20 protein-coding genes are annotated in these 21,297 nt (G+C 65.1%); 10 read left to right on the top strand and 10 right to left on the bottom strand.

The window, feature by feature from the left end:
• Window positions 1-139 precede the first annotated feature (139 nt).
• From D779_RS01835 to D779_RS01820, 4 genes are all read left to right on the top strand, one after another.
• Window positions 140-628: a DUF4405 domain-containing protein gene (locus D779_RS01835; protein WP_043748577.1), complete on the top strand. Its 489-nt coding sequence runs from the start codon at window positions 140-142 to the stop codon at window positions 626-628.
• A gap of 340 nt (window positions 629-968) precedes the next feature.
• On the top strand, window positions 969-1,631 hold the full coding sequence (locus D779_RS01830) for a phosphatase PAP2 family protein (protein ID WP_043748575.1): 663 nt from the start codon (window positions 969-971) through the stop codon (window positions 1,629-1,631).
• A gap of 62 nt (window positions 1,632-1,693) precedes the next feature.
• Window positions 1,694-2,977, top strand: coding sequence for an O-antigen ligase family protein (locus D779_RS01825; RefSeq protein ID WP_043748565.1), 1,284 nt, complete (start codon window positions 1,694-1,696; stop codon window positions 2,975-2,977).
• Complete coding sequence (locus D779_RS01820; protein ID WP_043748563.1) at window positions 2,974-3,804, top strand: formylglycine-generating enzyme family protein; 831 nt, start codon at window positions 2,974-2,976, stop codon at window positions 3,802-3,804. The genes D779_RS01825 and D779_RS01820 overlap by 4 nt, the downstream gene beginning before the upstream one ends.
• 139 nt (window positions 3,805-3,943) lie before the next feature.
• On the opposite strand, the gene D779_RS01815 is transcribed toward D779_RS01820, so the two are convergent.
• Window positions 3,944-4,510, bottom strand: coding sequence for an NUDIX hydrolase (locus D779_RS01815; RefSeq protein ID WP_043748561.1), 567 nt, complete (start codon window positions 4,508-4,510; stop codon window positions 3,944-3,946).
• A 214-nt stretch (window positions 4,511-4,724) separates the two neighbouring features.
• On the opposite strand from D779_RS01815, the gene putP reads away from it, so the two are divergent.
• The 3 genes from putP to phoR all read left to right on the top strand — a co-directional run bounded on the left by putP (window position 4,725) and on the right by phoR (window position 8,483).
• Window positions 4,725-6,224 (top strand): sodium/proline symporter PutP, encoded by a 1,500-nt coding sequence (gene putP, locus D779_RS01810; RefSeq protein WP_043748557.1) that lies wholly within the window; start codon window positions 4,725-4,727, stop codon window positions 6,222-6,224.
• Between the two features lie 179 nt (window positions 6,225-6,403).
• Entirely contained in the window at window positions 6,404-7,090 is a 687-nt protein-coding gene (gene phoB, locus D779_RS01805; RefSeq protein ID WP_043748554.1) for a phosphate regulon transcriptional regulator PhoB, read from the top strand.
• 67 nt (window positions 7,091-7,157) lie between these two features.
• Window positions 7,158-8,483: a phosphate regulon sensor histidine kinase PhoR gene (gene phoR / locus D779_RS01800; protein ID WP_043748800.1), complete on the top strand. Its 1,326-nt coding sequence runs from the start codon at window positions 7,158-7,160 to the stop codon at window positions 8,481-8,483.
• A 175-nt stretch (window positions 8,484-8,658) separates the two neighbouring features.
• On the opposite strand, the gene ihfB is transcribed toward phoR, so the two are convergent.
• The 4 genes from ihfB to aroA form a co-directional block, all read right to left on the bottom strand.
• Window positions 8,659-9,036 (bottom strand): integration host factor subunit beta, encoded by a 378-nt coding sequence (ihfB, locus tag D779_RS01795; RefSeq protein ID WP_043748551.1) that lies wholly within the window; start codon window positions 9,034-9,036, stop codon window positions 8,659-8,661.
• Window positions 9,037-9,105: 69 nt separating this feature from the next.
• Complete coding sequence (rpsA, locus tag D779_RS01790; protein WP_043748548.1) at window positions 9,106-10,788, bottom strand: 30S ribosomal protein S1; 1,683 nt, start codon at window positions 10,786-10,788, stop codon at window positions 9,106-9,108.
• A 151-nt stretch (window positions 10,789-10,939) separates the two neighbouring features.
• A complete protein-coding gene (cmk, locus tag D779_RS01785) occupies window positions 10,940-11,608 on the bottom strand; it encodes a (d)CMP kinase (RefSeq protein ID WP_043748546.1) in 669 nt (222 codons plus the stop codon).
• Window positions 11,605-12,945, bottom strand: coding sequence for a 3-phosphoshikimate 1-carboxyvinyltransferase (gene aroA / locus D779_RS01780; RefSeq protein ID WP_043748540.1), 1,341 nt, complete (start codon window positions 12,943-12,945; stop codon window positions 11,605-11,607). The genes cmk and aroA overlap by 4 nt, the downstream gene beginning before the upstream one ends.
• Window positions 12,946-13,313: 368 nt before the next feature.
• On the opposite strand from aroA, the gene D779_RS01775 reads away from it, so the two are divergent.
• Window positions 13,314-13,616 carry a YhbY family RNA-binding protein gene (locus D779_RS01775; protein WP_043748539.1) on the top strand — a complete coding sequence of 101 codons (303 nt, stop codon included), beginning with the start codon at window positions 13,314-13,316 and terminating at the stop codon, window positions 13,614-13,616.
• A gap of 3 nt (window positions 13,617-13,619) precedes the next feature.
• Here D779_RS01775 and D779_RS01770 read toward each other — a convergent pair whose 3' ends face one another.
• Window positions 13,620-14,456 (bottom strand): hypothetical protein, encoded by an 837-nt coding sequence (locus tag D779_RS01770; RefSeq protein ID WP_043748537.1) that lies wholly within the window; start codon window positions 14,454-14,456, stop codon window positions 13,620-13,622.
• Window positions 14,457-14,470: 14 nt separating this feature from the next.
• Complete coding sequence (locus D779_RS01765; RefSeq protein WP_043748535.1) at window positions 14,471-16,582, bottom strand: molybdopterin-containing oxidoreductase family protein; 2,112 nt, start codon at window positions 16,580-16,582, stop codon at window positions 14,471-14,473.
• A 279-nt stretch (window positions 16,583-16,861) separates the two neighbouring features.
• Here D779_RS01765 and D779_RS01760 point away from each other — a divergent pair, with 279 nt between their 5' ends.
• Both D779_RS01760 and D779_RS01755 read left to right on the top strand, forming a co-directional pair.
• Window positions 16,862-17,311 carry a CZB domain-containing protein gene (locus D779_RS01760; protein WP_052347683.1) on the top strand — a complete coding sequence of 150 codons (450 nt, stop codon included), beginning with the start codon at window positions 16,862-16,864 and terminating at the stop codon, window positions 17,309-17,311.
• Window positions 17,312-17,428: 117 nt separating this feature from the next.
• Window positions 17,429-18,625, top strand: a complete 1,197-nt coding sequence (locus D779_RS01755) for an alkaline phosphatase family protein (protein WP_043748533.1) — start codon at window positions 17,429-17,431, stop codon at window positions 18,623-18,625.
• Window positions 18,626-18,709: 84 nt separating this feature from the next.
• Here the strand turns inward: D779_RS01755 and D779_RS01750 are convergent, their stop codons facing one another.
• The 3 genes from D779_RS01750 to sufC all read right to left on the bottom strand — a co-directional run bounded on the left by D779_RS01750 (window position 18,710) and on the right by sufC (window position 21,281).
• Window positions 18,710-19,120 carry an SUF system Fe-S cluster assembly protein gene (locus D779_RS01750; RefSeq protein WP_043748522.1) on the bottom strand — a complete coding sequence of 137 codons (411 nt, stop codon included), beginning with the start codon at window positions 19,118-19,120 and terminating at the stop codon, window positions 18,710-18,712.
• Between the two features lie 89 nt (window positions 19,121-19,209).
• The gene (gene sufD / locus D779_RS01745) at window positions 19,210-20,529 is read right to left on the bottom strand and encodes a Fe-S cluster assembly protein SufD (RefSeq protein WP_043748519.1); all 1,320 of its coding nucleotides are present in this window, start codon (window positions 20,527-20,529) and stop codon (window positions 19,210-19,212) included.
• Window positions 20,526-21,281, bottom strand: coding sequence for a Fe-S cluster assembly ATPase SufC (gene sufC / locus D779_RS01740; protein WP_043748796.1), 756 nt, complete (start codon window positions 21,279-21,281; stop codon window positions 20,526-20,528). The genes sufD and sufC overlap by 4 nt, the downstream gene beginning before the upstream one ends.
• Between the last annotated feature and the right edge of the window lie 16 nt (window positions 21,282-21,297).

Below are 21,297 nucleotides of genomic sequence, written 5' to 3'. Positions count from 1 at the left end.
AACCCGCCCTCTCTCGGCAAGTCCCGGACACAGGGGAGTCGTGAAATAGCATTCATGGAACGCGGCGACCCGCTCACGGGATTCTCGAACCGCCCAGTTTCCAGCCGATTTCACAACCACATCGAGAGAGGTTCTCGTCATGATCAGTCTGAACACCCGTCAATGGTCCACACCGGCCATCATCGCCGCCGGCGTCTTCGTGTCCGTCTCCGGCGTGCTCATGTTCTTCGGCATGCACGACCCGGTGAAGCTGGCCCACGAATGGATCGGCTTGGCCTTCGCTGTCTTCGTCGGCCTCCACATCGCCACCCATTGGCGCGGCTTCAAAGGCTATTTCGCCCAACGCAAGGCGCTCGGAATCATCGCCGTGGTCACACTGGCAACCCTGTCCCTCATGGTCGTCTCCGGCACGCATGAAGGCGGCAACGCGCGTCACCGCATCTTTCACAGCTTCGAGCGTGCCCCGCTGACCGAGATCGCGCCCCTGCTGGACACGAGTGCCGACAGCTTGGCCACCAAACTGCAATCCGAGGGATTCAAGGTCGCCAGCACGGCCCAGTCGATCGAGGAGATCGCCTCGCGCAACGGCACCCGGCCCCCAGAACTAATCCATGCCCTGTTCGAATAAGGAATCCACCAAGACGCCGGCCAGCCGCCTGACCGGCGTCTCCTTTGCGGCCAGAATGCCCGGCTGTTCGGTATCTTCTGCGGCTTGCCGTGGCCGGGTCGCTGCACCGGATACTCTATCAATTCCTGGGTTGCGGCGATTTCGCTCGCGACCTTGGCCTTGAGTCGAAGCGGACGCGAACCCGCCGGGGCATGGATGGCTCGAGCTGAAAGACCATCCCCCCGTCTCGACTCCCCCTGCTCTTGAGGTATCATCCGGACTCGACCCAACAGGCATATCCAGCGTCCTCGGCGCCCTATCGCCTGCCCACCCACTATCTCCTCCAGGCTGTCCTTCCGTCATGCGCGCATCCAAACCATTCGGGGTTCCGATCGCGATCTGGATCCTATTCTTCACCTTTGCCGACATCATGCTCGCCGCACCCCGGATCGACCTCTGGGTCTCCGGCGCCTTCTTCTCCCCCGAGACCGGATTCGAGCTGCGCGAGCAGCCCTTGGAGCGTCTACTCTACTGGTCGGTGAACGTCGCGACGACGAGCGTCGTCGTCTTTCTCGGCGGGCTCTGGTGGTTTCGGCGGGTGCCCGGGCGCAAGCTGCTCTATCTGCTGGCCGTGCTGATCCTGGTGCCGGGCCTGCTGGTCAACTCGACCCTCAAGGAGCACTGGGGACGCGCCCGCCCCGTGCAGGTGATGGAGTTCGACGGCACCAGGGCCTTCTCGCCGCCTTTCGTGCCCTCGGATCAGGGCGGCGGCTCCTTCAGCTCGGGCCATGCGGCGGCGGCAGCCTATCTGGTCGTGGTCGCGGCGGTGCTTGCCGGGTGCAGATCCTGGTGGGTCGCGGCGGCGCTGATCTACAGCCTCATGGTCGGCTTCGTCCGCATCGCGGCGGGCGGACATTTCCTGAGCGACGTGGTCACCTCCTTCTTCCTGGTCCTGATCGGCGCGCTCATGCTCTACCGGCTCTTTTTCGGGCGGGACGCGGACTGCAGAGCCGCGCCTGATTGAGTGCGGCCCAAGACACGACATCCAGATCCAGTCATCACAATCCTCCAAGGGTCTCCACGAACATGCCTCTACCCTTCACGACGCTCAAGTCCGGCGGCCATCACGACCAAGGCGGGTCGAGGCCGACCCTGTGGCTGCCGCTGCTGGCGATCGGCATTCTGCTGTTCTTCTCGGTCGGAGAGATGTATCGGCACACGCTGGCGCTCCTGGCCGTCATCGGCCTGGTCGAATTCGTCCGCAACCCCAGACAGACTCAGGGCCCCTGGTTCCGTTGGTATCTGGCGGCCTTTCTCTGCATCTGGATCCCGATACTGATCTCGCTCCTCGACGCCGAATTCCTCGGCGCCAGCCTGACGGTGGCCGCCCGTTATCTCATCTATCTCTTCGCCGGCTATTTCATCGTCCAACGCCTGAACCTCGCCGCGCACTCGGACCTGATACTCGCCGGCGTCTTGGCCGTCCTCTCGTTCTGGGCGCTGGACGGTATGGTCCAGCTCGCGTTCGGCCACAACATCTTCGGCCGCGAGGTCTTCGAGCAGGGCCGGCTCACCGGCATGCTGCCGGGGGTGCGACTGGGGATCGTGCTCGCCATCTTCTCGCCGCTCTTCCTCCACGCGCTGTATCGCTTCGGCAGACGCCTTCCGATCCTCTGGCTGCTGCTGATTCCCTATCTGACCGCCATCCTCTACGGCGGAAGTCGGGTGTCCTGGATGCTGCTCGTGCTCGGCGCGATCCTCTACGGGATTTTCCTCAGGCTGATCGGGACCCGCATCGATCGACGCAAGATCATCGCCGGACTGGTGGTCACCGCGCTCATCTGCGGCGTCGCCCTGGCGCAGTCGGACTGGCTGCGCGACCGCTTCACCCAGCTCACGGGGCTGGTCTCGGGCGACTACCAGGCCATGAACACCGCGGTCAGCGATCGTCTGCCGCACTGGAAGGCGGGCTACGCGATGTGGGAGCAGAACCCGGTCAACGGCATCGGGGTCAGGGGCTTCCCCGACGCCTATCCGCGCTATTCGGGGGGCGACGAGAGACACCGCAGCCAGCCGCACCTCTTCCTGCTCGAGGTCGGAGCCGAAACGGGCACGGTAGGTCTGGCCGGCTATTTGCTTTTCTTCATTGTCATCCTGTCCGCGCTGTGGAAGATGGCACGGGCCGGACGCTACGAGGCCATGCCCTGGGGCATGACGCTCATGGTCGCGGCCTTTCCATTGAGCGCCTCGCTGTCGCTCTATGCCCATTTCATGTCGGCGCTCATCTGCTACCTGGCGATCCTCTTCTTCGGAATCGCCGGAGACGAGGAGATCCGCGCCGACCCGACGGACACCCGAACCGACACATGATCCACAGCAGGAGATTCACCCGCCGTCGCCGACTCGGCGCGGCCCTCGCGGGATTGCTGATCTCGGCCGCCGTTCAGGCCGAGCCGCCCGAGACCTATACCGACGCGCTGGGGATGCGCTTTCGCCTGATCCCGGCCGGCAGCTTCCAGATGGGCTGCGACGCCAGCCGCGACGACTGCGACGCGACCGAGGTTCCGGCGCACCGCGTGACCTTTTCCGCCCCCTTCTATCTGGGGGTGACCGAGGTCACCCAGCGTCAATGGGAGGCGGTGACGGGAGAGAATCCGAGTCACTTCAAGAATCCGGACAACCCGGTCGAGCAGGTCACCTGGGAGGACGCCCAGACATTCGTTCGCACGCTCAACCGGCGCGCCGACCTCGAGGGCGGCTATCGCCTGCCGAGCGAGGCAGAGTGGGAATATGCCGCGCGCGCCGGCACCCGGACCCATTACTGGTTCGGCGACGGCGAGGACGACCGGGATCTCATCCGCAACATCTGGTATCTGGACTCCTCACGCGAGCATCCCCATCCGGTCGGACTGAAACCCGCCAATCCCTGGGGACTCCACGACATCCTCGGCAACGTCTGGGAATGGGTCGGGGACTGCTACCACCCCAACTACGAGGGCGCGCCGACCGACGGCAGCGCCTGGACGACCGACTGCCAGCGTCTCGGCAACGGCAAGCTCACCCGAATCCTGCGCGGCGGCGCCTGGTACCTCTACCCCAACGGCGCACGCTCCGCCTTCCGCTTCCGCTACGACCCGAGCGTCCGCCACTACGGCTTCGGACTGCGTCTGGCCCGCTCGGTCGATTCAGAAGAATAATCGAACAGCAAGGCACAAAGGACGCGAAGGATGAAAAGATGTCTTGTGTGGGGCTGGGCACTCATACCATCGAGTCCCCCCTATACCACGAAGCCTTCAAGACTCTTTGCGCTCTTCGCGCCTTGCGGTTCAAACCCTTTCAGCAGCCAGGATCCTCCGACAGCATCTCGACGGCGCTCCGGATATGGGCGCCGGCGCGATAGAGCCCGACCAGGGTCTTGCTGTCGGTGATGGTGCCGTCGTTGCACCAGTCGAGCGCCTGGGACAGCGGCAGCCAGTGGATCTCGATCACCTCGCCGTCCTCGTGGGCCGGTTCCAGGCTGGTGAATCCGCGCGCCAGCCACAGATGGATCACCTCGGTGAAGATTCCGGGCGAGCTGTGCATGGGGCCGAGATCGGTCCAGTCGGCCGCGTCCAGACCGGCCTCCTCGGCCAGCTCGCGCCGCGCGGTCTCGAACGGGGACTCGCCCGGATCGATCCGGCCGGCCGGTAGCTCCCACAGCCAGCCGCCGCTGGCATGGCGGAACTGGCGCAGCAGACAGACGCGGTCCTGCTCGTCGAGCGCGACCGCAGCCGCTCCGCCCGGATGGCGGACGATCTCGAGCTCGACCTGTCCGCCGTTCGGCAACTCGACCGTCTCCAATGACAGGTCGATGACCCGTCCTCGATACAGAGACTCATCCTTCAGGATCTGGCCTTCACTCATCGCAGTCACCTCATCGTACGTATGGCCCGGGGTCCGATGCCGGCCTCCAGGACGAAGCCGGGCTCGAGCCGAGCAGCGATCGACAGAACGACGATCCTCGTCGCCGCAACCAGGCGCGACCTCGGTTGGAAGCCGCTTTCCAGAGGCTCTAAACTAGCCGCCTCCGCTCGATTCGACAAGCAAGACCCTAAGTTCTCCCGCCTGGAGCCCCATCGTGACCCAAGATCCACTCGTCATCGCCCTGACCTTCGGGGTCTATTTCGCCATCGTGATGCTGATCGGCTGGTACGCCTATCAGCGGACTCGAAACCTGTCCGATTTCATCCTCGGCGGGCGCACGCTGCACAGTGGCGTGGCCGCACTGAGCGCCAGCGCCTCGGACATGAGCGGCTGGCTGCTGCTGGGACTCCCGGGATTCGCCTATGCGGCCGGACTGGAATCCATCTGGCTGGCCGGAGGACTGCTGCTGGGCACCTGGCTCAACTGGCGGCTGGTCGCGCGACGGCTTCGGATCTTCAGCGCCGCCTATGATGACGCCCTGACGCTACCCGAATATTTCAGCAAGCGCTTCGACGACCGCTCCGGCCTGCTGCGCGGCCTGGCCGCGCTCTTCATCCTGCTCTTCTTCCTCATCTATACCGCCTCCGGCCTGGTGGCCGGCGGCAAGCTGTTCGAGTCCGTGTTCGGGATCGACTATGTCGTGTCGATCGCTCTGGCGGTCCTTTCCATCCTCATCTACACCGCCTTCGGCGGCTTTCTCGCCGTCTCCTGGTCGGACGTCCTGCAGGGGCTGCTGATGGCCCTGGCGCTGATCCTGGTACCGCTGATGGCCCTGGACCTGATCGGCGGGACGGATCCGGCGCTGGGCCGCATCGCGGCGGCCAATCCCGAGCTGCTCGATCCCTGGACCCACGCCGACGGCAGTCCGCTTGGGCTCATCGGCATCCTCTCCCTCGCGGCTTGGGGACTCGGCTATTTCGGACAGCCTCACATCCTGGCACGCTTCCAGGCGATCGCGTCGCACGAGAAGGTCGGAACCGCCCGGCGGATCGCGGTCGGCTGGGTGGCGCTGACGCTCACGGGCGCCGTTCTGACGGGACTCGCCGGCATTCTGCTGATCGATCCGCCCCTCGCCGAGGACGCGCGCGAAACCGTCTTCATCGTCCTGACCAATCAGCTCTATCATCCCCTGGTGGCCGGCATCCTGCTCGCGGCGATCCTGGCCGCCATCATGAGTACCGCGGATTCGCAGCTGCTCGTCTGCTCGTCCGCCTTCACCGAGGACGTCTACCGCACCTTTCTGCGCCGGTCCGCCAGCCAATCGGAGCTGGTCATGGTCGGACGCATCGCGGTCGCGCTGGTTTCGGTGTGCGCCTTCATCATCGCCCTGGACCCGGATACCATGGTCCTGGAACTGGTCTCCTATGCCTGGGCCGGGTTCGGGGCCGCCTTCGGCCCGGCCCTGATCCTGTCGCTCTACTGGCCGCGCATGAGCAAGTTGGGGGCATTGGCCGGCATCCTGACCGGCGGCCTGACCGTGGTGGTCTGGAAACAGCTCGAGGGCGGACTCTTCGATCTCTACGAGCTGGTCCCCGGAATGATCCTGTCGACACTCGCCATCGTTCTGGTCAGCCGGCGCGACCGCCCCGACCGGATCGACCCCGTGGCCGAAGACTTCATACGGGTTCGGGAGGGCGCTCGGCGGACGTCGTGAGCGAGGATTCGGCCAACCCTGACGCGACCCTGAGATCACGGTCATCTGACCGTAATCAGTCGTCAATAAAATAAGGCCGCATTACACCTCGCCCAATATCGGCATACGAATTGCGTGAGGAGACCGCCTTCACCGGAGACGTTCCTGCCCGAACGTCCCCAGCACCAGGACCCGTGGCCATGGCATCCATCCTTGTCGTCGACGACGAACCCGATATCCGCGAAGTGATGCGCTTCGCACTGGAAGGCGCCGAGTTCCGCGTCATGGAGGCCGGACACGCCGACGACGCGCGCCGTCTGCTCTCGAACGAGAGCCCGGACCTCATCCTGCTCGACTGGATGCTGCCCGGCCGCTCCGGTCTGGAACTTGCGCAGCAGCTCAAGCAGAACCCCAAGACCCGCACCGTGCCCATCATCATGATCAGCGCGCGCGGCGAGGAGGAGGACCGGGTCAAGGGACTGGACACGGGCGCCGACGACTATATCGCCAAGCCCTTCTCGCCGCGCGAGATGGTGGCCCGGGTCAAGGCGGTGCTGCGCCGGACCAAGCCGGACGAGCCGGCGGACGAGATCGACATCGGCGGTCTGCGCATCGACAACATCAGCCACCGGGTCAGCGCCGAGGGACACGCCATCGACGTGGCGCCGACCGAGTACCGCCTGCTGCATTTCTTCATGACCCATGCCGACCGGGCCTTCAGCCGCTCGCAGCTGCTGGATCAGGTCTGGGGCGATCAGGTCTATGTCGAGGAGCGCACCGTGGACGTACACGTCCGCCGTCTGCGCAAGGCGCTGGAATCGACCGGGCACGACCGTCTGCTGCAGACGGTCCGTGGCGTCGGCTATCGTTTCTCGGACAAGCTCTGAGCTCGATCGAGCTTCAAGGGGGAGCGACAAGGGGTTGAGCGATCAGAGCGACATCGAGGGGGAGTCCATGCGCCGCCCCCTGATCTTCGAGCTGAATCTCGTGCTGCTGCCGACCGCCGCCGTCATCGCGCTGGCGTCGATGGGGGCGGATCCGGCCTTGATCTGGCCGCTCGCCCTGCTGCCCTATACGACGCGCTCGCTCTATCATCTGATTCGCCTGGCGCTCCTGATCCGCCGCCAGCACCGCCTGGTCCCGCCCTTTCCGCGCGGACTCTGGGGCGACGTCTATCGCAGCATCGCCCGCTACCAGCAGCGCGGACGCAAGAGCCGCAAGCGTCAGATACGCTTCACCCGGCGCTTCCGCGAGGCGGCCAACGCGGTCCCGGACGCGCTGGTGATCCTCGACAAGCAGCTGAGGATCGACTGGGCCAACCCGGCCGCGGCCAAGCTCATGAACATCCATTGGCCGGATGACGACGGGCGGCTCTTCACCGATCTGCTCAGCAATCCGGGTCTCGACGACTTCATCGAGACCAGCGAATACATGCGCCCGCTGGACATCGCCCCGGAGCACAACCGGGCCATCATGCTGTCGCTGCGCATCACCCCATTCGGCGAGCGCAAGAAGCAACGTCTGGTGGTGGGACGCGACATCACCAAGATCTATCACCTGAACATGATCCGGCGCGATTTCGTGGCCAACGCCTCGCACGAGCTGCGCACGCCGCTGACCGTCATCGCCGGATTCCTGGAGAATCTGCTCGACGCACCCATCACTCCCATCAACCACCGGCGTCCGCTGACCCTGATGCACAACCAGACCGAGCGGATGCGCTCCATCATCGACGATCTGCTGACCCTGTCCCGGCTCGAGATGGACGAGAGCCCCGAGGAACAACAGACGGCCGACGTGCCGGACGAGCTGCATCTCATCATGCAGGAGGCGCAGGCGCTCAGCGGCGGCCGGCACCCTATGGAGATCCACGTCGACGACGATCTGCTGCTGCTCGGCAATCAGCCCGAGCTGCGCAGCGCATTCTCCAATCTCATCTTCAACGCGATCAAGCACACCCCGCACGGGACGCGAATCGGCATCCGCTGGTGCTGCGACGAGGACGGGGCCTGGTTCTCGGTCGAGGACGACGGTCCGGGCATCGCCCCCGAGCACCTGCCGCGACTCACCGAGCGCTTCTATCGCGTCGACCGCGCCCGCTCGCGCGAGTCGGGCGGGACCGGCCTGGGACTGGCGATCGTCAAGCACGTCCTGAATCGTCACGAGGCACGGCTGACGATCTCCAGCGAACCCGAACGCGGCGCCATCTTCTCCTGCCGCTTTCCGGCCAGGCGCATCGTCTGGAGAGACGAGGAAAAGCTATCGGTCAACGGGTGCTGAAGGAGAGCCTCCAGCCCCCAGCCTCCAGCAGCCTCCAGATTCATTGGCATCGAGCACGACGCCCCGGCGGACCTGATCCATTGGATCGGGACCTCGGAACGCGGAAGGCTCGGAAAAGGGAATGGCGGCTGGAAGCTGGTCGCTAGAGGCTGACAACTGAAATCAAGACGCCGGATCAGCGGGATGCCGCGACCTGCAACCGATCGGGCTCGTCCTCGATCAAGGCGTCCTGATCTTCCGAGGTGGGCGGCTGGGAATCGAGCGTCGTCTGAAATGCCTGGTTGACGCGATCCCTCAGCTCCTTGCCCGGCTTGAAGTGCGGAACATGCTTGCCGGCCAGCGACACCGAGTCGCCGGTCTTGGGGTTGCGCCCGATGCGCGGCGGGCGATAGTGCAGCGAAAAGCTTCCGAATCCGCGAATCTCGATTCGCTCTCCGGACGCGAGCGCCGTACTCATGCGCTCGAGGATCTTTCTAACCGCTTCCTCCACATCCTTATAGGGCAAATGGTCCTGCTCGGCGGCCAGAATATCGATCAGCTCCGATTTCGTCATGGTTTCGACTCCTGGGATAAGCCAGCGGGGCCCATGACGGGCCCCGCACTCAAGTAGGAACAGCGGCGATCAGTTGCCCCGCTGCGCCTCCTCCATCTGCTCCTTCAGAATGTCGCCCAGGGTCGCGGTGCCGCTGGCGGCCTCGCGTGCATAGCCCTTCATCGCGGTCTGCTCGTCTTCCATGTCCTTGGCCTTCATGGACAGGGACAGGGTGCGGTTCTTGCGGTCGACACCGAGGAACTTGGCCTCGATCTCCTCGCCGACGCGCAGCACCGAGCGCGCATCCTCGACACGGTCGCGCGAGATCTCGGAGGCCCGCAGATAGCCTTCGACGCCGTCGGCCAGGGTGATGGTCGCACCCTTGGCATCCACGTCCGCGATCACGCCGGTCACCACGCTGCCCTTCTCGTGCAGGGCCACGAAGCTGGAGAAGGGATCCTTGTCGAGCTGCTTGACACCGAGCGAGATACGCTCGCGCTCGGGATCGACCGACAGGACGACGGTCTCGAGCTCGTCGCCCTTCTTGTAGCGGCGCAGTGCCTGCTCGCCGGCCTCGTCCCAGGAAATGTCGGAGAGGTGGACCAGGCCGTCGATGCCGCCGTCCAGACCGATGAAGATACCGAAATCGGTAATCGACTTGATCTTGCCGGAGACGTGGTCGCCCTTCTTGTGGGTGGCGGCGAACTCGTCCCAAGGATTCATGGCGCACTGCTTGATGCCGAGCGAGATGCGGCGACGCTCCTCGTCGATATCCAGCACCATGACCTCGACCTCGTCGCCCAAGGCCACGACCTTGCTCGGATGGATGTTCTTGTTGGTCCAGTCCATCTCGGAGACGTGCACCAGACCCTCGACACCCTCTTCGATCTCGACGAAGCAGCCATAGTCGGCGATGTTGGTGACCTTACCGAAGACGCGGGTGCTCTCCGGGTAGCGGCGCGAGATGTTGACCCACGGATCCTCTCCCATCTGCTTGAGGCCGAGGGAGACGCGCTGACGCTCGCGGTCGAACTTGAGCACCTTGACGCTGATCTCGTCGCCGATCTCGACGACCTCGGAAGGATGCTTGACGCGGCGCCAGGCCATGTCGGTGATGTGCAGCAGGCCGTCGATACCGCCCAGATCCAGGAAGGCGCCGTAGTCGGTGAGGTTCTTGACCACACCCTTGACTTCCATGCCCTCCTCGAGGTTCTTGAGGAGCTGCTCGCGCTCGGCGCTGTATTCCTCTTCCACCACGGCGCGGCGGGAGACGACCACGTTGTTGCGCTTGCGGTCGAGCTTGATGACCTTGAATTCCTGCTCCTTGCCTTCGAGGTAGGTGGTATCGCGCACCGGACGCACGTCGACCAGGGAGCCCGGCAGGAAGGCACGCACGGTCCCCAGGTCGACGGTGAAGCCGCCCTTGACCTTGCCGTTGATCATGCCCTTGACGGTATCGGCGTTCTCGAACGCCTTCTCCAGGAAGTCCCACGCGGCGAAACGCTTGGCCTTCTCGCGGGACAGACGGGTGACGCCGAAACCGTCCTCGACGGCATCCAGGGCGACCTCGACGTCGTCGCCGACAGCGACCTCCAGCTCACCTTCGGGAGACAGGAACTGGCTGCGTGGAATGATGCCTTCGGACTTGAGTCCGGCATTGATGACGACGTTGTCGGAGGTGATCTCGATCACGGTTCCGATAACGATGGTGCCCGGCTGCAGCTGGGTGGTGTTCAGACTCTGTTCAAAAAGTTCGGCAAAGCTTTCGGTCATGAGATCCAGTTATCCTGAGAACGGCGCGCTATCCCGCCCCATCCGGAGCGAGGGGTTTCAATTAAACGAAAAGGTCGGCGCGTTCTGCACCGACCCACCTTTCGAAGACGCCCGAGGCCGCGACCTGCGCGGCTGGAAGCGTCCAATCCATCTATAGGACCGGTTCCGGGAAGACGCGCCTCACCTCTTCCAGAACCCGATCGAGCACTTCAGCGACAGACATGGAGGTGGAATCGACGAAAACCGCATCCTCGGCCGGACGCAGTGGGGCCACCGGACGGTTGCGGTCACGCTCATCACGCTCGCGGATATCTACGACAAGTTGCGCGAGGTTAGCATCCAACCCCTTTTCTTTCAACTGTTTATATCGACGCTCGGCACGCACCTCGGGGCTGGCGTCGAGGAAGATCTTGAGCGGCGCGCCGGGGAAGACGACGGTCCCCATGTCGCGTCCGTCGGCGACCAGGCCGGGCTCGCGGACCATGCGGCGCTGCCAGTCGAGCAGCGCGGCGCGAACCCGAGGATGGGCGGCCACCTTGGAGGCACACATACCGGCCTCCTCGGTACGAATCTCGGTCGAAACGTCGCTCTCATCCAGATAGACCCGACCGGCGGAGAAACGCACGGAAAGCGTCTCGGCGATGGGAACCAGCGCCTCGGCATCCTCCAGCGCGACGCCTCGACGCCGTGCCGCGACGCCCAGCACCCGATAGAGCGCGCCGCTGTCCAGGCTGTGCCAACCCAGACGCTCGGCGACCAGGCTCATGATGGTGCCCTTGCCGGTGCCTGACGGACCGTCGATGGTGATGACGGGGATCATGTCCGCACCTCCCGAATGCCGAGCCCGGCGGTTTCGGCGAGCGCGGCGAAGCCGGGAAAGGAGGTCTCGACGTTCAGACAGTCGCGGATCTCGATCGGCCCGCCCGCGCGCAGCGCGGCGATCGCGAAGGACATGGCGATGCGATGGTCGCCGTGCGCGTCGATGCCCCCGCCCTCGGAGGCCAGCGCGGAACCCAGGGTGCCACCGAGGATGCGCAGACCGTCCGGGCGCGGCTCGGCCTCGATCCCCAGCTTCATCAAACCGTCGGCCATCACCTGGATGCGGTCGCTCTCCTTGACGCGCAGTTCCTCGGCACCGGTGAGCAGGGTCTCGCCCTCGGCGCAGGCGGCGGCGATGAAGATCGCCGGGAATTCGTCGATCGCCAGGGGAACCTGATCCTCGGGGATACGGATCCCCTTGAGCGGCGCCGAGCGCACCCGGATGTCGGCCACCGGTTCGCCTCCTTCGAGGCGCTCGTCGAGCAGAGCGATGTCGGCGCCCATCAGGCGCAGGATGTTGACGACGCCGACGCGCGTGGGATTGATGCCAACGCCCTCGAGCAGCAGATCGGACCCGGGCGCAATGCTGGCCCCTACCATGAAGAAGGCCGCCGAGGAGATATCGGACGGAACCCGTAAGCGGCAACCCTTCAGTCGACCGCCACCGCAGAGACGGATTCGCGATCCCTCGACCTGAACGGGATAGCCGAACGCGGTCAGCATACGCTCGGTATGGTCGCGGGTCGGTGCCGGCTCGGTCACGCAGGTCTCGCCCTCGGCATAGAGTCCGGCGAGCAGCAGGGAGGACTTGACCTGGGCGCTGGCGACGGGCATCTCGTAGCGGATTCCGCTCAAACCGGAAACAGGCTCGATATGGAGGGGCGCGGTCCCGGTCTCGCTGGAGTTGATACGGGCCCCCATGGTCGCGAGCGGCTCGGTGACCCGACGCATCGGGCGCTTGGTCAGCGAGGCATCGCCGATCAGCGTGGTCGGGAAGGACTGCCCCGCCAGCAGGCCCGAGAGCAGGCGCATGGACGTGCCCGAGTTGCCCAGATCCAACGGACCGTCCGGTGCTCTGAGCCCGCGCAGCCCGACCCCGCGCACCCGGACCTCGCCATCGCGCGGCCCTTCGATCTCGACCCCCATGCGCCGAAAGGCCGCCAGGGTCGCCAAGGCATCGGCCCCTTCGAGGAAGCCGGTGATGTGCGTCTCGCCCTCGGCGATCGCCGAAAGCATGATTGAGCGATGCGACACGGACTTGTCGCCGGGCACGCGCAGACGCCCCTGCAACGAGCCGCCGGGGGTCACCAGAAATCGAAGGTCGGATACTTGAGCCAAGTGCACTCCCACGCGCGGAGCTTGGATGCGTAAAAAGCGGCATTCTAGACGTGCCTGCCCGAGGGGTAAACCGCCGCCCCTCGCGCGCCATGCGCCGTCTCGCTCTCGCTCGATGGACACCGAGCTCGGAGCAGCCACTATTCGCCCATGAGCGCGGGAACAGGACGAAGACCGATTGTGAAACAGCCGGTTTGTAGGCTGGCGGGCCGAGGTACGAGGCCGCATGTCGGGGCCTATCTATTTCGTCCAGCCTATCGTCCGTTTCATGTTTTCGGGCTGACCGTCCGCCATGTGCGATAGAATCGCTCTCCCTCGCGGCCCGCATACCGTACGTCAGACCCGCCCCATAAACGAATTCCCCGAACCACATGAAGATCACCGAAAAACAGAAACGCTGGCTCAAGAAGCAGGTCCATCATCTCAAGCCGGTGGTCACCGTCGGCCAGCACGGCATCAGCGAACCGGTCCTGGCCGAGATCGAGATCGCGCTCGCCCACCACGAACTGCTCAAGATCAAGATCAACGCCGGCGACCGCACGGAGCGCGACGCGGCGATCGGCATCATCCGCGAGCGAACGCAGGCCGATCTCATCAACCGCATCGGCAATGTGGCGGCCTTCTATCGGCACAACCCGAAGAAGCGCGACCCCATCGTCCTGCCGAAGCTCTGAGCCTCAGCCGTCCAGCCCCAGGTCTCGGACCAACCGCAATCCCGAACCCCGGTCGTGACAACGCACGATCGCCGACCGATCCGGGGTATGGGCATCCCACTGCAACTGCCCGCCTGCCTCGCGAATCCGCTCGACTCGATCGGCGGGTGGCGGATCCTCGCCGAACAGAGAGATCACCAGGCCGCCTGGAACCGAAGGAGGCGGCTCGGCGGACTCGCCGTCGACGAGCGCGACCCAGGCCGGCAGGAACCGGGTTCCGTAGAGGTCCAGAAACCCGTTGGAGCCGCGCAGATGCATCTCGATCGGCTGCCCGCCGATCATCTCCAGATTGCATAGCCCGGTATAGCCGGGCAGCAGCCGCTCCACCCACCCGGCGACCACCGGCTCCAAGTCGGCGAGTTCGACCCCGACCTCCCAGTAGAGCGGGCGCTCGCGATCCTTGGCGGCCGAGGCCCGGGTGTGGGCGAACCAGAGGGCTCGGCCGTCGCGCACCAGACAATCGCTGCTGGTATGTTCACCGGTCAGACGCTCGCACCAGAAGCTGCCCGGCTCCATCGGCACCCGGTCGGCGGCGACGGATCGGGCGTTCAGCCCCATCCCGGCCAGATTGACGATGGGCTTGACGAACAGGGACTCGCCCGCCGCGATGCCGCAGTCGCGCGGATCCACGCCGCAGGGCGCCGCCCGCAGACCGGCGGCCAGTGCGAGATCCAGCTTATCGTAGACCTGGCGATGATCCGGATTCAGCCGCCAAGCCCCCGTGTCGTTGACGGCGACGGTTCGGCGAGGCTGCGGCCGGAACAAATGCTCGCGTCCAGATTGGATTCCGATGAAGGGCATGCAGACGACCTCGCTCAGATTGGCTCCGGATCGACCTCCACCTGGCAGAGCCCGGACTTGAAGGGCGGAAAGCCGCTGATCGGATCCAAATGACGGTCGTCGGTCAGCTCGTTGACGTTGGCATGGTTCCAGCCGTGGGCGCAGTGGACCACGCCCGGCTTGACCCGATCCGTGACCTGGGCGAGGAACCGGACCGCCCCCCTGGGCGAACTCACACGCACCCAGGTCCCATCGGAGATCCCGCGCCCCCCCGCATCCTCCGGGTGGATCTCGATCAGGGGATCGCGCAACCCGCGACGCATCCGCTCCAGATACTGATGCTGGGAGTGGGTCGCGAACTTGGTCCGTGCCCCGCTGGTCAGGACGAGCGGATAGTCGCGCGCCATATCGGGCGTGGAGACGGGGCTCTCGGCCGGCTCGCGATAGACCGGCAGGCCGTCGTGACCGGCGGCGCGCAGCTCCTCCGAATCGAACTCCACCTTGCCGCTCGCGGTCGGGAAACCGCGCAGACGGTAGAGACGGTCGGCATCCAGGAAGCCATGCTCGACCAGCTCCTCGATGGCGTCCGCATAGACGGTCACCCCGTTCGGATTGCAGTAGACCTCCTCGCGGATCTCCTCCGGGATGCCCTCCGCCGCCTCGGCCCAGGCCGCCTCCAGGTCGCCCTGCCAGAAACGGTCGCCCATCCCGAGCCGGACGCCCAGTTCCAGAAAGATCTCGCCGTCGGGACGCGCCTCGCCCTTCGGCGGCACGACCGCACGCCGATATCGAAGCTCGCCCTGATAGGCGCAGCCCGGATAGGCGATGAGCGCCGGACGCTCCAGATTGGTCGCCGCCGGCAGAACGATATCCGCCTGCAGGGTCGCCGGATTGTGGAAGAAATCGGTCGCGACGAAGAAGTCGAGCGCGCCCAGCGCCTGCTCCATGCGCTTGGAGTTGGGCCACATGGCGGTATTGATGCCCATGGCCACCAGGGCACGCACCGGCTGCGGCCGTCCGTCCAGGATGCAGTCGGGCAGCAGCATGCTCTGACCGGCCGGCCAATAGCGGGTCCAGACCGGATAGACCTCGTCGCCGATGCGCGGCGGCAGCTCAGCGCGGCAATAGTCGAACAGCTCGATCGGCTTGGGCATCACCTTGTCGTTGAAGAAGCGGTTGCCCCCTTCGCGGTCCAGATTGCCGGTCACCGCCGACAGCAGGATGAGCGCCCGGTGGTTCTGGAAGCCGTTGCTGTGCTGGACGGTCGAGGTCGGCGAGAGATTGATCTGGGCCGGCGCCGTGGTCGCGAACAGCTCGGCGGCCGCCCTCAGATCCGACTCCTCGACCCCGCAGATCCCGGCCACCCGCGCCGGATCGAAGGCGCGCACATAGTTCCGAAAGTCCTCCACCCCATTCGCCCACTCGTCCAGGAACGCCTGGTCCTGCCAGCCGTTGGCGAAGATGAGATGATGGAATCCGAGCGCCAGGGCGCCGTCCGTGCCCGGCCGGATCTGCAGATGGATATCCGCCCGCTCGGCCAGCGGGGTGCGGCGCGGATCGACCACGATCATCCGCCGGCTCGGCCCATCCTCCCCGAGCGAAGCGGTGCGGATGTTCGCCAGCGGATGCTGGTCGAAGGGCGGGATGGAGCCGCGCGGATTGGTCGACCAGACCAGATGGCAGCGCGTCTTCGGCGAGACCACGGTCGAGGTGGTCTTGACCTTGTAGCCGAAGGTGACCTTCTCCGCGACCATGGTGGCCGAGAAACAGCAGCCGCTCTCGGTGAGATAGTTGGGCGATCCGAAGGCATGGGCCAGACGCTGGAGCTGTGGCCGTGCCTCCTTGGTATAGCCGGCGAAGAAGGCCACGGACGGCGCACCCTGCTCCGCCCTGATCGCCTGCAGCCGCTCCGCGATGGTGTCGAGCGCCGTGTCCCACGAGATCCGCTCGAACTCACCGCTCCCCTTCGGCCCCACCCGCTTCAGCGGATACAGCAGCCGCTGAGGATGCTCGCGGCGGTCGATCTGCGCATAGCAACGCGGACAATCCGGCCCCTTGATTCCAGTCGGCTCGCCGGCCTCGTCGAGCTCGACCTCGATCGGACAGTTGGCGTCGCACTCGTAGCAGGTACTGGGTTTCGATGGCATTCCGCCTCCTTTGGAAATGCGCGACAGTCTTTGAGGTGCAATAAGTCTCCGCGGTAACAGGTGGAGCGAAAATCATGGATTATCAACGGCCGGGGCGCAGCCGACGAGACTCGACCGGATTGGACTGAAAACAACCCCAAAACGCGTATTGGTTCTCAGAGAGGATCGCATCGAACTGGGATCATCCCGCGAGACAGCGATCCTCGCGTCACGTCCCCAGCAGACTGCATATCCGGATACACTGACCAGATAACAACAAGCACCAAACAGGATGAGCGGATGACCAAGAAAGAGATCCTCACACAGCTGCGCGCGGCCAAGACGGCGCATATCCAATGGCGGTCCTACGCCCAGGCATTGACTTCGGGACTTCCGGTCGATCAGGACCACGTCCCCGTGATCCACACGGCCTGCAAGTTCGGCAAGTGGTACTACGGGCCCGGCCAGCAGCTTTCCTCCCTGGAGACCTACGAGGCGATCGAGGTCCCCCATGAGACGCTGCACCGGATCTACATGAAGATCTTCAAGATCCTCTTCACCGAAGAGGATCGCGGACTGCTCCACAAACTCTTCGGTTCCAAGGGACGGCTGGACAAAAGGCAGCAGGCGGAGGTGGATGGACTGATGCAGAACCTGCTGTCGGTCTCGCGTACCTTGCTCGAGGCGATCGCGCTGCTCGAACAGGAGGTCTTGCAGATGTCAGATGAGGAGCTCGAGGCGCTCTACTGATTCCGCGTCTCCCTGCTAGCCATGTCATTGTTCTCACGCACGGAGGTGCGTGAGAATGTCACCCATGAGTTTCATCGCGTGCCAGCCGTGGCGCGTCTCTGAGCGGGGGTCGAGCGAATGCCGATACCGGAACGGATCGACCCGGACTATCGGGGTGGCGGAATCGTCAACCTGATGAGCAGCATCGTCCGGTCGCGCGGCGGGCACTCGGATCACCCGGAATCGAGGATATTGCCGGCGGACGAGCTGACCAGGGTCACCAATCTCGTCCTGCTGGTCGTCGACGGCCTCGGTGCCGACTGGCTGGCACGACGCTCGCCCGACGGCATCCTGAACCAATCGCTGCGCGGTTCACTCACCTCGGTATTCCCGGCGACGACGGCGGCGGCCATCACCACCTTCCTCACCGGCGAGGCGCCGCTCCAGCATGGACTGACGGGCTGGTTCACCTATCTCCGCGAGCTCGGGTGCGTGATGACGGTCCTACCCGGCAACCCGAGGTATGGAGGCGTCTCCTATCGTCAGGCAGGAGTCGACCCGATGGGGCTCTTCGGCCACACCTCGGTGTTCGACCGGATCCGGAGCCGCGGGATCTGCGTCTCGCCCCATTTCATCGCCCACTCGGATTTCAACCGTTCGCACGCCGGATCGGCCGAGATACTCCCCTATCGGGATCTGAGCGACATGTTCCGCCAGGCGGCTCGGGCTTTGCGGACCAAGCCGCGCTGGGGCAGACGCGCCCCGCCCGAATCAACCTACTGCTATCTCTATTGGCCGAGGCTCGACGGCATCGGGCACGAGATGGGCATGGAGAGCCCAGCCGCGGCGGAACACCTGATCCAGCTCGAACAGGCGCTCGAATCCTTCCTGGAGGCCATCAAAGGAACGGACACCTTGGTCCTGGTGACGGCCGACCACGGGCATGTCGACACCACGCCTGCAGACGTGCTGGATCTGATCGCCCACCCCGAGCTGGAAGACGCTCTGCTGCTGCCGCTCTGCGGCGAGCCCAGGGCCGCATTCTGCTATCTGCGCAACGGGCGCGAGGCGGATTTCGTGCGCTACTGCGAGGAACGGCTGGGAGACCGGATCGATCTGATTCCCAGCCGGCAACTGGTCGAGGAGGGTCTGTTCGGAATCGGCAAGCCCCACCCGAGATTCATGGACCGGATCGGCGACTACTGCATCCTGCCCCGCGATCGGGGCGTCATCCTACAGCGCCTGCCGACCGAGCGCCCCCACCCGCAGATCGGCGTGCACGGCGGACTGTCCAGCTCAGAACTCATGGTCCCGCTCTGTCTCTTCCGCCCCTGAGACAAAACGGAACCTTCTCTATCTTTGCGTCCTTTGTGCCTTTGCGGTTCAAATCAGAGATCCGCCACCCGTGTCGCCAAGACCTCACATGAGACCGAGCTGCAGCCGCGCCTCGTCGCTCATGTTGTTCTGATTCCAGGGCGGATCCCAGACGAGATCCACCTCCACCTCGCCGACGCCCTCGACGCGGACGACTGCGTCCCGGACCATCACGGGCATCATTCCGGCCACCGGACAGGCGGGCGCGGTCAGGGTCATATCGATCTTTACGTCGCCGCTACCGGCGATGTCGATGCGGTAGATCAGACCCAGATCGTAGATGTTGATCGGGATCTCGGGGTCGTGGACCATGCGCAGCGCGGCGATGATGGGTTCGCGCAGCGCCTCGGCGTCCATCCGCTCGACGGCCACGTCCGTATCCACGTCCAGATGCTCCGTCTCGTCCCGTTCCTCGTCATGCTTCCCGAAACCGGCGAAGCGGGCCAGTCTGTTCATGTTCGACCTCTCGACAACGCTAATGGCATGAACCCAACGCAGGATTCAGCGGATCCGCGCGACCGGATACTCTCGATGATGTTCATGGATCAATTCATGGGGGCGGATTCGAGCCGCCGGCCGACCCGCTCGGAGACATGGTCGCGCAGCGCCTCGGCGCTCAGCCGCTGGATGATCTCCTCGGCGAATCCGAGACACAGCATGCGCCGCGCCAGGGACGCGCCGATCCCGCGCGAGCGCAGATAGAAAAGCATCTCGGGCTCGATCTGACCCACGGTGGTGCCGTGGCTGCACTTGACGTCGTCGGCATTGATCTCGAGCTGCGGCTTGGTGTCCACCTCGGCGCTCTCCGAGAGCAGCAGATTGCGGTTGGACATGGCCGCGTCCGTCTTCTGCGCCTCGCGGGCGACGAAGACCCGGCCGTCGAAGACCGCCCTTCCGTGTCCGTGCAGAATGCCCTTGAAGATCTCGCGGCTGTTGCAGTTCGGCTGGGTGTGCTGGACGTCCAGGTGATAGTCCATCAGCTGGCCGTCGCCCGCCACATAGAGCCCCTGGAGATCGCACTCGGCGTGCTCGCCCTGGAAGCGGCAGTTCAGATCGGTCCGCGACCAGCTGGCCCCGAGACCGATGTTGACGCCCAGATAGCGGCTGTCGGCGCCCTGGGTCAGATAGAGCCCGCTGATATGAAAGGCGTTGGCGCTCTCCATCTGGATGCGGTCGTGCCGGAGCAGCGCATCGCGACCCAGGGAGAGCTCAAGGACCGTATTGGTGCAGTAAATGGAATCGCCCAGGCTGACATAGCGCTCGATCAGGGTCGCCTGAGCACCGTCCTCCAGGACCACCAGATGACGCGGCTGGGCCACGCGCGGCTCGTCGAGCCCCACCGACAGATGGACCAGCTCGATCGGCCGTTCCAGGACGACACCGCGGCCGACCCAGAGCACCAGGCCGTCGTCCAGACCGGCCGTATTGAGCGCGGCGAACAGTGGCTGGGCGTCGGTCTCGGCGACCGCGTTCAAATGCTCGCGCAGCCGATCCGGCTCGCTGGCGAGCAACTCACGCAGCCCGCCGATCCGCACCCCGGCCGGCAGATCGCCCTGCCCCGACAGCTCGGGCAGATAGCGCCCGTTGACCAGCAGGATGCGCTGCGCATCCAGGCCGGGAACCAGCACCTCCTCCAGGTCGTCCGGCTGCAGCGCCGCCATGGTCTCGCCGGTCCGTCCGAAGCCCTGCTCCATCAGCCCCTTGAGACTGGTGTAACGCCAGGCCTCGGTCTTCCTGTCCGGAACGCCCAGATCGGCCAGACGCTCGCGGGCGAGCAGACGCTGGGATTCGAGCCAGTCGGGACGGGAGCCCTCGCCCGATTCGCTCAACCAGCCCGCGAATGCCGTGAACGCCGCGTCGCTCATGCCGCCTGACCCTCCGCGTCGATCCAGCCGTAGCCCTTCTCTTCCAGTTCGAGGGCCAGCTCCTTGCCGCCGGAGCGAATGATCCGCCCCTTGGCCAGGACATGGACATAATCGGGCTGGATGTAGTCGAGCAGACGCTGATAGTGGGTGACGACGATCATGGAGCGCTCGGGGCTGCGCAAGGCATTGACGCCGTTCGCAACCACGCGCAGGGCGTCGATGTCGAGACCCGAGTCGGTCTCGTCGAGAATGGCCAGCTTGGGCTCCAGGAGCGCCATCTGGAAGATCTCGTTGCGCTTCTTCTCGCCGCCCGAGAATCCGGCGTTGACCGCGCGCTTGAGCAAGGAGTCGTCCAGATGCAGGATCTTGAGCTTCTCCTTGATCAGACGCAGAAAGGAGACGGCGTCCAGTTCCTCCTCGCCACGCGCCTTGCGGATGCTGTTGAGCGCCGCCTTGAGGAAGTAGGTGTTGTTCACCCCGGGCAGTTCGACCGGATACTGGAAGGCCAGGAAGAGCCCCAGCTGGGCGCGCTCCTCGGGCTCCAGTTCCAGCAGATCACGACCCTCGAAGGTGGCGGAACCGCCCGTCACCTCATAGCCCTCGCGGCCCGAGAGCACGTGCGACAGGGTGCTCTTGCCGGCCCCGTTCGGACCCATGATGGCGTGCACCTCGCCCGGGGCGATCTCTAGGTCCAGCCCCTTGAGGATTTCCTTGTCACCGACGTTGGCGGTGAGTCCTTTGACAGACAGCATGGTTCGCTCCAAATGT

Source organism: Imhoffiella purpurea (genome assembly GCF_000585215.1).
Lineage (GTDB): Bacteria > Pseudomonadota > Gammaproteobacteria > Chromatiales > Chromatiaceae > Imhoffiella > Imhoffiella purpurea.
Note: the sequence above shows the minus strand (reverse complement) of the source record. Positions and strands in the feature narration are given on the sequence as shown.